Consider the following 11,467-nt stretch of genomic DNA (forward strand, 5'->3'; position numbering starts at 1 on the left):
CGCCGCCGTGTTGATCGCCCCCGCCGAGCCGTCCCCCCGAATCGCCGCGGGCCGGCCGGGCGCCAGTTCCAAGGGGAAGCGGTGGGAGGCGGCGAAGCGGTTGGGGCGGTCGCTGCTGGACCTCTGCGTGCCGCCGGCCTGCCCGCTGTGCGGCGCCGACGGCGTGCCGGAACCGCCGCGGCTGACCCCGCGCTGCGACTGCCGTACGTTCGTCGCCCCGGCGTGCGGTTGGTGCCGGGCTTGCGGCGCCCCGACCGGGCCGCACGTGCCGGACGGCGACGACTGCGCCCACTGCCGCCGGGAGGAGCCGTTCCCCTTTTCCGGGGCGGTCTCGCTGGGCCTGCACGAGGGGCGTCTGCGGGAGGCGGTGCTGCACGCCAAAGCCGACGGCGGCCGCCCGGCGGCCCGGGCGCTGGGGGAGGACCTACTCGACCGTTGGGCGGACCGGCTGACGGGGTTCGACCTCGTCGCCGCCGTGCCGCACCACTGGACGGACCGCCTGCGGACCGCCCACGATCCGGCGGCGGAGCTGTGCGAGACGCTGGCCCGCGGGCTGCGCCTGCCGGCCCGGCCGCGGCTGGTGCGGAAGCGCCGCCGCACCCCCAAACAGACGGACCTCACCCCCACGGCCCGCCGGGCGAACCTGCGGGGGGCGTTCGTCTTGCCCCGGCCGGCCGCGGTCGCGGGAAAGCGGGCGCTGCTGTGCGACGACGTGCTGACGACCGGCGCCACCGCCCGCCGGGTCGCCGCGGCGCTGCGGGCCGCGGGGGCGACGGGGGTGTCCGTGGCGGTATTCGCCCGGGGCGTCGGCGGGCGGTGAGGCGGGGGCCGCGGCGCCTCCGACGACGGGAAGAACGCGTGGAACCGGGCGGAAGGGGCTCCGTGTCGGTAGCCGGGCGTCGGTCGCTCCGTATCCTGCCCCTCCCCGGCCGCTCCGCCCGCCCCCACCGCCGTGCCCGACCCCGCTTCGTTGCAGCCCGACTCGCCCGTCGCCCCGCCCCCGCACCGTCGGGGCGCCTCGGCGATCTTCCTCCGCGGACTGGCGATCACGCTGCCCAGCATCCTGACGGTCGCCATCCTGCTGTGGGCCGCCGGCACCGTGATGGACTACGTCGTCAACCCGGTCAGCGGGCTGGTGCGGTACTCCATCGGCCAGGCGATCCGGGCCGACGTCCCGGCCGACGCCGAATCGCTGATCCGCCCGGCGACCCGTCCGGAACTGGACTTCGCGGGGTCGGACTACCTCGTCCGCCGGGACGACGCCGCCGACCTCGTCGGGCTGGACGCCGACGGGGCGGTGCTGACCGCCGAAGACCTCGCCGACGCCGGTCTGGCCGACGCCGTGTTCGTCCGCATGGGACCGCGGGCGGTGCCGTACCGGGACTTCTCCCGCGTCGCCCGGGTCCTGCCGGAGGACGACCTGCCGAACCAGGCGATCGGCCTGTACGCCGAACTGGCGACGGAAAAGTACTTCCAGAGCAGCTTCCTGCTCAGCACGTTGGCGGTCGTCGTGGCGCTGCTGGCGATCTACTTCATCGGCCGGCTGGTCGGGGTGCGGGTGGGCGCCTGGCTGGTCAAAAAGGTGGAAAACGACGTGCTCGGCAAGCTGCCGGTGATCAGCCGGGTGTACGGCTCCGTCAAGCAGGTGACGGACTTCCTCTTCGCCGAACGGCAGATCGAATACAACAGCGTGGTCGCGGTCGAGTACCCGCTGGAGGGCGTCTGGTCGATCGGCTTCGTGACCGGGGAGAGCATGAAGCAGACGGTCGAGGCCGCCGGCGAGCCCCTGTACTCGATCCTGATGCCGACCTCCCCGATGCCGATGACCGGCTTCACGATTTCCGCCCCCCGCAGCAAGGTGCGGGAACTGGACCTCACCGTGGAGCAGGCCTTCCAGTTCTGCCTGAGCTGCGGCGTGCTCGTCCCCCCGCAGCAGGCCCTCGGGGCGCCGCCGCGGGTCAACGGCACCCCGCCCGGCTCCGCCGCCCCGCAGACGATCCCCGCCCCCAAGGAGCTGATGGGAGCCGCGCGTGACTGACGCCGTGCTTCGCATCGCCACCCGCGACAGCCCGCTGGCCCTCTGGCAGGCGAATCACGTCGCCGCCCTGCTCCGCGACGCCCACCCCGGGCTGACCGTGGAACTGGTCGAGGTGAAAACGACCGGCGACCGGAACCGCGTCGACCCGCTGCCGGCGATGGCCCGGGCGCTGGAGAACGGGGCGCCGAACGCCGGGGCGAACGGCGTGGGATTGTTCACGAAGGAGGTCCAGAGGGCCGTGCTGGACGGCCGGGCGGACGTGGCGGTGCATTCGCTCAAGGACCTGCCGACGGCTCCGGCCCCGGGGCTGACGCTCGCCGCCGTGCCGCAGCGGGCCAGCCGCTGGGACGCCCTCGTGCTGCCGGCCGGGTCCGGCGCCGGATCGCTGGACGATCTGCCGGAGGGGGCGACGATCGGCACCGGCTCGCCCCGACGTCGGGCCCAACTCCTCCGGCTGCGGCCTGATCTGACCTTCGCCGAGGCCCGCGGGAACGTGGAGACCCGCCTCGCCAAGCTGGACAGCGGGGAGTTCCACGCCCTGATCCTCGCCGAGGCCGGGCTGGACCGGCTGGGGCTCTCCGGGCGCGTCTCCAAGCGGCTGGACGCCGAGATCCTGCCGGCGGTCGGTCAGGGCGCCTTGGGAGTGGAGTGTCGAGAGAACGACCCGGCCGTCGCCCGGCTGGCGCCCCTCGACCACCCCGTCTCCCGGGCGGAGGCGGACGCCGAGCGAGCCTGCCTGCACCGCCTCGGCGCCGGCTGCCACGCCCCGGTGGGCGTGCGGGGTCGTGGGGAGAACCCGGCCGCGATCGAACTGACCGCGGCGCTGCTCTCGCTGGACGGCAAAACCTGCCTGCAGGCGAACGCCACCGCCCCGGACCCGGTCGCCGCGGGCGTCGCCGTCGCGGAGAGCCTGCTGGAACGCGGCGGGGCGGCGCTGCTTTAGTCGGCGGGGAGCGCCGCGAGCCTCAGACGAGGTCCTTCACCGCGTCGAAGTCGATCACCCCGGCGTAGGGGTCGCTGCCGGCGCTCATGCCGGGGCCGTAGTTCCAGCGGGCGCGACGGTGCTCCTGCAGGTTATGGCAACCGACCGCCTGCGACAGCGTCCCGGCCAGCAGGACGAACAGGGCGAGACGACGGATCAGACAGGTCACGGCAGCGCTCATCGGGAGAGTCCCACGGCGGGTCGGGGAGGTCCGTGAACGAAGATCGGCCCGCCGCCGCGGCCGGCATCACCCAATCCCGCCCCGCAGCCGGCAAACTCGCCCGATTCGGCAAATCCGGCCGAAGCCGTCGTCGGGCGCTGAACCCGGCGGCGGCCCGCGACCGATAGCGCCGGCAGTCTCGATCCGACCGGACCGCCCGCGATGCGCCCCACCCCCGCCGCCCGCCGTCTGCTGATCGCGGCCCGCCTGTGCTGCGCCGCCGGGCTGCTGGGAGCGTCGGGGGCCGGCTGCGCCCCCCTCCGCGACAGCGGCGGCTATTCCGGCAAGAGCTTCGCCCCAATGACGCGAGCCCTCAGCCGCAGCGAGGGCGCCGCCTATCCGAACGAGCTGAAGGACCCGGTCTTCCTCGCCGGCGACGAGATCCCCGGCGGGCCGGAGGGCGTGTATCTGCCCGGTTCCCCCGCCGCGACGCCGGCCGCGGGCTGTCCCAGTTGCGGCCCCGGCGGGTGCGGCGCGGGCTGCCCGCTGGCGGCGACGAATCGGCCAATCTCCGGTCCGGCGCTGGCGGCCCGGCAGGCGATCGAATCCGGCCACGCCGCCGAGCGGGCCAACCGCCCCGACCTCGCCGAGGACCACTACCGTCGGGCCCTGCTGAGCGACCCGGCCGCGGTCGAGGCCCACCACCGGCTCGCCGTGCTGCTGGATCAGTCCGGCCGTTACGCCGCCGCGGAGCAGCACTACACGGCGGCGCTGGCCGCCCGGCCGGGGGACGTCGATCTGCTGTGCGACGTGGGCTATTCGTACCTCCTGCAGGGCCGCGTCGCGGAGGCGGAGGAGCGCTTCCGCACCGCCCTGGCCCAGCAGCCGGATCACGTGCGGAGCCTGGAAAACCTCGGCCTGCTGTACGCCAAGCAGGGCGACCGCACCCGGGCCGCCGCGGTGTTGGCCCGCACCGGCACGAAGGCGGAAGCGGACGCGAAACTGGCCGTGCTGTTCCCCTCGAACGCGCCGCCGCGGGCCCTCGACGTGCCGACCGACGCCCCGCTGTGGGCCGGCCTCGCGCCGGACACGCCGGTGCCCACCGTCGCCGCGGCCCCCGCCCCGCCGGCTCCCGCCCCGCAGAGCGGCGCCGAGGGGGCCGGCGCCGTGCGGACCGCGGACGCCACCCGGACGGGCGGCCGGACGACCTCCCCGCTGGGGGCGGCGGAGTCGTCCGTGCAACCTGCCGGAGCGTTCGACGGGCCGGGGATGCGGACCGCCGCGACGCCCCCGGCTGCGGTTAAGACGGCTCCGGTTAAGACGGACTCGGTGAAGACGGCGCCGGAGGAGGTCGAACCGCCCGCCGTGCCGCCCCCCGCCCCGCCGACGGGCGAGTTGCCGACGTGGCAGGGCCTCGGCGGCGACCGCGCCCCGGAAGCGACCGACGCCGGGGAACTGCACTTCGAACCGGGCATCGGCGAGGGCGGCACCTTCGTCCCCGCCCCGGCCGAACCGGCCGAACCGGCGGAGGAGATGCCGCTTTGGCCGCCGGTCGGCGGGTTCTCCGCGGCCCGGTGAGCGCGTCCCGGCGGGCTGCACACGCAAAGCGACCCGGGCGCTGGGAGCGTCCGGGTCGCTCGACTCGGCGACGGCGTCAGCCACGCAGGCGGCCTACGGCGTGAGGTCCTCCCGGTCGGCGACGATGACGGTCCATTCGTCGCTGTTGCCGCGCAGCTCCGGGGCGTACATGCCCTCGGCGACGGCCGGCAGGGCGTGCAGCGAACCGGGGGCCTCCGCCCGCAGCCGATACCGCAGCGAGTGCCGGCCGCGGGGCAGGTTCGGCAGGAAGAAGTCCGTCCGCTCGTCGCGGAACTCGCGGTAGGCGCTCACGCCGTCCCACACCCAGCCGCTCAGCGGGCCGGTCCCCGGGGCGCTGCCGACCGGCTCGAACCCGGCGGCCTTCGCGTCCGACAGGATCACGTAGGTGTAGTCGTTCTTCGCCTCCAGGATGAGTTCCACCTCGATCAGCTCCCCGCTGGTCGCCTCGGCCGGGTCGCCGGGGGCGGCGGTCAGATCCTCGCGGGCGTTCTGATCCACCTCCCGCTCGTCCGGGCGGCCCTCGTCGTCGGCGAAGGCGCGGGTCTCGTCGACGTCGGTGATCCGCCGCACGCTGCGGGTCACTTTGATCTCCAGCCCCGCGGAGGGGATGAAGGGGCGTTTGTCGAAGGTGGTGACGCGGGCCGTGAAGTAGAGCGGCGCCGGCTTCGCCCCGTCGGGGGTGGCCCGCTGGACGCTGAGGACGTGCTCGCCGCTCGTCACCGCGTCGCCTTCCAGGACGGCCGTGCCGTCGAAGGTGAACAGGTTCTCCGGGGTGATGGAGACCGTCCGCAGCCGCTTGCCGTCCAGCGTGATCATCACGTCGGCGGTCGGGGCGGCCTCGCCGGTCGCCTTGAGGTAGGCGGCGAACGCCTCGATCACGTGGGCGGTGTCCCGGGTGCTGGCCCAGCGGGAGCCGCTCTGCCGGTTGTTCAACAGGTACTTGACCAGCTTCGGGGCGGCCCCGTCGGTCTGGCCGACGGTGGAGAGCAGTTCCAGGTAGAGGGCGTTCGCCTCCAGGTCGTTGTTCCACCAGTACCACCACCCGCCGTCGTTCGGCAGGCGGAGGTAGGCGGTCTGATTCTCCTCGTCGACGATGAGGTACTGCCGAAGGTTCGACAGGCTGGTCTCCAGGCGGCCGTCCTCCAGGGCGGCGAAGGCGAGGCCGATCAGGGCCTGGGCCTTCACCGGCAGCTTGAGACGGTCGCGGAACAGGTAGCCGGCCATCGCGGCGTGGGTCTCGTCGTCCGGGTCGGCGCCGAGATCGCTGAGCACGCGGAACACCTGGGCGTCCAGGCTGTCGGCGAGCAGCTTGAAGTCCGTGTCCTCACGCTGCTTCGGCGGCAGTTCGCCCCGCTTCAGTTCGGCGACCTCCCCGGCCTGATGCCGGGCGAGGAACTTCCGGCCGCCGGCAATCAGATCCTGCGGCACGTCGGCCCCGCGTTGGCTCGCCAGCCAAAGGCCGTGCGTGACAAGCGTCGTCATGTAGACGTCCGAGTCGCGGGCGCCGGGGAACCAACCGAAGCCGCCGTCCGGCCGGGCGAACGTCGCCAGCCGGTCGACGCCCTCCTGCGTCATCGTGAAGACCTGCTCCCGGTCGAACACCGGGTTGGGCTTCTCCTCCCATTCGGGGAAGGCCCGGCCGCGGCGGGAGGCGTTCAGGTTCGCCGTGACCTCCTCCGGCGTCGGCAGCGTGACGCCGGCCTCCTCCAACTGGTGCCGCATCGTCAGCACGGGCAGGAAGCGGTTGAGCGTCTGCTCGGCGCAGCCGTACGGGTAGTGGACGAGATACGGCAGCGCGTCGACCGCGGCGACGGCCAGCGACGGGCTGACCCGCACGACCAGTTCGCTTTGCTCCGGGTCCCGCTGCTCCGTGACGGTAAATTTGACGGTGGAATCGGTCTCGGCCGGCTCGACGGTCCCCGCGAAGCTCTCGGTCCGCAGGGTGCCGTGCTCCAGCACGGGGAAGGTTTGCTTGACCGCGTCGCCGGGGCCGGGGGTGCCGTCCGGCAGCGTGGTGGTGGCGGACGCGGTGACGTTCGCCTCGCCCGTGCCGGTCGCGGCGACGCGGAGGTCCACCCGCACCTCCTGGCCGGCGGGCACGGTGACGGTCTTCGTCAGGTCGCCGAGGTTCGGGTTCGACAGCGGGCCGTTCTCGCCGAGGTCGAACCGCACCTCCGCCTCGACGGCCTGCTCCAGTTCGCTGCGGACGAGGGCGGAGAGGACGATCTCGTCCGTTTCCGTGAGGAACCGCGGCGTTTGCAGGCGGACCAGCAGGCTCTTCTTGGTGACGAACCGGCCGTCCGCCGAACCGACCGCCGAGCCGGGGCCGACCGCCCAGGTGCGGATCTGCCAGCCGGTGAGGTCGTCCGGCAGCGCGAACCGGGCCGTGCCGACGCCGTTCGTCAGGTCGAGGTTGGCGGTCCAATAGGCGGTGTCGGCAAAGTTCTCGCGGACCTGCGGGGCCGGGGCGGCGGGACCGGCGCCGTCGGCCATCGCCTCCGCCGCCTCCGCCCGATCGGCGATCATGCCCTCGGCGGCCAGCATCGGGGCGGCGGCCGGGGCGGCGAACGAGCGGGTGACAGCCTTGGCCTGCGGCCGGCCGCCGAACCCGCCGCCGAGGCCGCCCATGCCCCCGCCGACGCCGCCGAAGTCCGCCGCCCCCTCCATCACAGCCAGTTGGTCCGTCTCAGCGTCGTCGGCCAGCACCAGCCCGCCGAACAGGCCGACGGTCGGCATATGGTCGTCGTGGTCCCGCACCTGATTGTGGGCGACGCCGGACAGGTTGTGGGCGATCCGGACGTGGTGATGCCGCAGCAGATCGGTGAAGTGTTTGCGGACGTCCGGGGCGTTGGGGCCGCCGACGAGGGCGTCGATCGCCCGATCGTAGACCGTCAGGGCGACGTCGCCGTTGACCGGCTCGCCGGTCGCGTCGGTGACGGTGACCGTCACCTCGGCCTCCTCGCCGGGTTCGTAGCGGTCGGCGGAGGGCTTCGCCTCGACGGTCAGCAGCCGTTCCGTCGGGGGAACGACGATCCGCCGGGAGACGGAGTGCAGCCGCCCGCCGGAGACGGCCAGCGCCTCCACCCAAATATTGGGGGCGTCGGCGTCGCCGATCGGCAGGTCGTAGCCGACCGCCCCATCCGTCGGCCGCAGCAGGACCGGCTCCGGCACGGTGCCGTTCTCCGCCCGGGGGAAGAGGTAGACGGCCTCGGCCTCCGTTTTGACGAGCAGCTTCGCCGTGTCGCCGGGGGCGTAGGTTTTGCGGTCCGGAATCAATTCGAGGCCGTCGGCAACCGTGGCGGCGTCGGTCGCGCCGTTCGGGCCGACGACGTTCAGCACGACCGATTCCGTACCCGTGTGGCCGTCGGCGGCCACCTCGTAATCAATGCGGTACTGGCCGGGCTGTTCGAACAGGAAGCGGGCGGAGACGACGCCGTCGGCGTCGATCGCCGGTTCGGGGGTCTGCTCCAACGGCGTGGCGACCGTCTTCCCGTCCGGTCCGCCGGTGAGGCGGAACGCGGACAACTCGCCCACCTGCCGCAGCGGCTCCCCGCCGGCGGTGCGGGCGGTGAAGTTCACCCGCACCGGTTCCCCGGCGACGGCGTAGCCGTACTCGGCGTAGCCGTAGACGCGAAAGGGCACGGCCGCGGCCAGCACCGAGCCCCCGCCGGTTTCGGTGCGGCGGCTGGCGTCGGTCACCTCCGCGGTGATGGTGTAGCGGTGGTCGGCGTCGGCGTTCAGGGCCTTGGCGAGGGAGCTGTCGATCGGGATCTCGAAGGTCCCCTGCTCGTCCAGTTCGGCCTCGCCTTCGGCGACGACCTCCTCCGGGCCGGGCGGGTTCCACCGCCCGCCGAAGCCCATTCCCATGCCGCCGAAGCGGCCGCCGAAGCCGTAGCCGTTGCCGTAGGGATTCGGTTCCTGATAACCGGGCGCCCAACTCCAGTAGGCCGGGCCGTAGAGCCACTCCCACGGGTCGTAGGGGTGCCAGCCGGCGTCCTCGACGGTGCGGGTCACCTTGTAGCTGAGAACCCCGCCGGCGACCGGGCCGCCGAACAGGTACTCCGCCCGCACGGTGGCGGTGAACTCCTCGCCGAGCACGATCGGCTCCTCGGGGGCGTCGACCGTCACCTCGAACTCCGGTTTGCGGTACTCCTCGACACGGAAGTTCAGCGCGTGCTGCTGGGTGCGGGGGAAGTTCTGCGCTTCGCCGACCGTCATGTGGTACTGGCCCAGCGTCGCCTCCTCGCCCAGTTCGAGGGAGACGTGGAAGGCCCCGAACTCGTCCGCGGTCACATCTTCCGAGAGCAACTCCTCGCCCCGCGGATCGTTCACGACGACCTTGAGTCGGCGCTGGGGCTCCTGGGCGTCGGTCGGCAGGGCGTAGCCGGCCCGGCGGTACCAGCCCTTGAGGTGCACCGTGTCGCCGGGCCGGTAGGCGGGGCGGTCGCTGACGGCGTAGATCTTCATCTGCACCGTGCCCAGTGGGCCGCCGATCCGCTCCGCCCCGAACGTGCGGTCCGAGAAGCCGAAGGCGCCGAACCGCTCTTTGCCGTTCTCGCCCGGTTTGGAGGTGACGGCGAGCCACTGGTAGATGTTGTCCGCGTCGCCGCCCTCCGGGACGAAAGCCGTCCCGTCGGGGCCGGTGGTCGCGGAGCGGCGGATCGTCTTCAGTTGCCGGCGGCCGGGGGGCTGAATCCACTCGTAGCCGTAGCCCAGTAGGTCCAGTTTGACGCCCTCCACTGGGGCGCCGGTGGCGGCGTCAGTGACGACCCACAGGGCCCGGCTGCCGACCAGCGGCTTGACCGCGATCGCCAGATCGGCCCGCTGCACGGCGACGCCGTAGGTCCGCCCGTTGGGCAGCTCCGCGGTGACGAAGTAGAGCCCGGCGTCCGTCAGCGGCGTTTCGATCGTCCGCCGGGCCGGGGTGTGGTCCGCGGGCGGGTCCAGTTCGACGGTCCACTCCCCGATCGGCTCGCCGACGTACTTCGATTTCGCGGGCCACCATTCGTTCAGCAGGTCGCCGCGGGGGGCGTCGTTTTCGGCCGAGGCCTCCGGCCCGGTCAGCTCCCGCACGGCGTCGGCGAACCACTGGCGCTCGTCCACGCGGTAGGCCCGCAGCGTCGCCTTTTCCGCGTTCTTGTAGGTGAGGGAAACGGTCGCCGGGGTTCCTGCGGGGCCGACGGGCTCCGGCTCGAAGGCGGCGTAGGCGCCGACGATCTGCTCGCGGCGGCGCTTGGCGGACTCGTGCTGGTGCGTGCCGGGCGTCGACCGGGCGATCAGTTCGTCCCAGACCTTTACCGCCGTCGGGTACTGCCGGCGGTTCTCGTAAACGCCGGCGAGGGCCTTGAGGGCCTCGGTCGCGGAGGGCGTGCTCCCGTCGGCGACCTGCCGGAACAACTTCAGATGGTTGTAGTCCTCCGGCAGCGGGAACCGCTTGGGACCGGTGGCGAGGCGGGCGATCGTCTCCGTGTCTTTCAGCGTGGAGAGGGCCCAGGGGCCGGCGGCCTCCGTCCCGTCGTCGCCCAGCAGGGCGTCCAACGCGCCCTGGAGCGTGCCGACGCCAAATTGCCCCGCGGCGAACCAGGCCCGCTGCATCGTCGCCTCCGCGGCGACGGTCTCGTCCCGCGCCGCCGCTTCGCTGAGGGCCCAGCGCCAGCGTTCGCCGTCGCTGTTCGCCGCCTCCCAGGAGGCCGGCACGGCAAAGACGACCGGGTCGCCGTCGACCGTCACCGGGGCGCCGGCGGGGTTGGCGGCGTGGCGGACCGGGTCCGGGTCGGCCCGGTCCGGCAGCGTGCCGAGGTCCGTGAGGGTCTGAAGTTGCCAGGCGGAATTGCCGTGACGCCCCTGCGTCAGAGCCTGAGCGAGCGCCAGGCGGTACCGGCCGGCGGCCTCGCCGCCCATCGCCTCCGCGGTGGCGTGCGGCAGCCCGCCGACCAGCAATTGCAGGGCCCGGGCCCGGTCCCAGTCAAAGATCTGCGTCCAGTTCCCCCCGCGGCGCTGCTGGCCGCGGGTGAACTCGCCGTCGATCACATAGCCGTAATGCGGGCCGCTCAGCAGCGACTCCGCCGCCGCTTCGATCACGAACGGGTCGTTCGGGTAGGCCGCCAGCGCCGTCTCGCGGAGCCCGTCCTGAAGTTCCAGCCGGCCGAGTTGGTTCGTCGCCCGCAGCGCGGCTTTCAGATCCTGCGCGGCGACCGGCCCCTTCGCGTCGCCCTGTTCGAGGAGCTGCTCGTAAAGGGCGAGGGCGTCGGCGTAGTCGCCCTTCTCCAGCAGCGCCTCCGCCCGCTGACGGGCGTCGGCCGGCTCCGGGGGTTGGGCGGCGGGGGACATGGCGAACAGGCCGAACGACGCGCCCAGCAGCGCGGCGACGGCGAGAATCGGGCGAAACACGGCGGAACACCGGGGGCGAGGGGCGGTTTTCAGCGACGACGGGAATGCGTCACGACGCGGACGCCGCGACCGCTCCCACCGTTCCCGCTTTTTCAACGCGGGGCAACGATCCGCCGCCACGCATTTCCCGCGCCTCTCCCACGAAGATCCGGCGCCCTTTTTCTCCCCTCGCCCTCAGGGAGAGGGGCCGAGGATGAGGCACGGTTCACACGCTCCCGCCCTTTGAGTCGGTCGGACGCTCTTCCCCGTCCCGACGCGGCGGGTGACGCCAGCGTCCCGGACCCTTGAAGGGTCCGGG

General features: G+C 73.3%; 6 protein-coding genes. 4 read left to right on the top strand and 2 right to left on the bottom strand.

Annotated features, from left to right (window positions below; translation table 11 throughout):
• The 3 genes from ACG2DA_RS18700 to hemC form a co-directional block, all read left to right on the top strand.
• Positions 1-820, top strand: an 820-nt coding sequence (locus ACG2DA_RS18700; RefSeq protein WP_395257638.1) for a ComF family protein, incomplete at its 5' end; no start/stop codon positions are given.
• A gap of 132 nt (positions 821-952) precedes the next feature.
• On the top strand, positions 953-2,038 hold the full coding sequence (locus ACG2DA_RS18705) for a DUF502 domain-containing protein (protein WP_395257640.1): 1,086 nt from the start codon (positions 953-955) through the stop codon (positions 2,036-2,038).
• On the top strand, positions 2,031-2,981 hold the full coding sequence (hemC, locus tag ACG2DA_RS18710; protein WP_395257642.1) for a hydroxymethylbilane synthase: 951 nt from the start codon (positions 2,031-2,033) through the stop codon (positions 2,979-2,981). The genes ACG2DA_RS18705 and hemC overlap by 8 nt, the downstream gene beginning before the upstream one ends.
• A 22-nt stretch (positions 2,982-3,003) precedes the next feature.
• Here hemC and ACG2DA_RS18715 read toward each other — a convergent pair whose 3' ends face one another.
• A complete protein-coding gene (locus ACG2DA_RS18715; protein ID WP_395257644.1) occupies positions 3,004-3,201 on the bottom strand; it encodes a hypothetical protein in 198 nt (65 codons plus the stop codon).
• A 201-nt stretch (positions 3,202-3,402) separates the two neighbouring features.
• Here ACG2DA_RS18715 and ACG2DA_RS18720 point away from each other — a divergent pair, with 201 nt between their 5' ends.
• On the top strand, positions 3,403-4,758 hold the full coding sequence (locus ACG2DA_RS18720) for a tetratricopeptide repeat protein (RefSeq protein WP_395257646.1): 1,356 nt from the start codon (positions 3,403-3,405) through the stop codon (positions 4,756-4,758).
• 93 nt (positions 4,759-4,851) lie between these two features.
• On the opposite strand, the gene ACG2DA_RS18725 is transcribed toward ACG2DA_RS18720, so the two are convergent.
• Positions 4,852-11,169 (bottom strand): MG2 domain-containing protein, encoded by a 6,318-nt coding sequence (locus ACG2DA_RS18725; RefSeq protein ID WP_395257648.1) that lies wholly within the window; start codon positions 11,167-11,169, stop codon positions 4,852-4,854.
• Positions 11,170-11,467: the final 298 nt, after the last annotated feature.

The organism is Alienimonas sp. DA493, from assembly GCF_043951915.1.
In the GTDB taxonomy this organism is placed as follows: domain Bacteria; phylum Planctomycetota; class Planctomycetia; order Planctomycetales; family Planctomycetaceae; genus Alienimonas.

Excerpts from the sequence above, each read along its gene's own strand:
- ACG2DA_RS18715 (WP_395257644.1), bottom strand. The coding sequence starts at position 3,201 with ATGAGCGCTGCCGTGACCTGTCTGATCCGTCGTCTCGCCCTGTTCGTC.
- ACG2DA_RS18720 (WP_395257646.1), top strand. The coding sequence starts at position 3,403 with ATGCGCCCCACCCCCGCCGCCCGCCGTCTGCTGATCGCGGCCCGCCTG.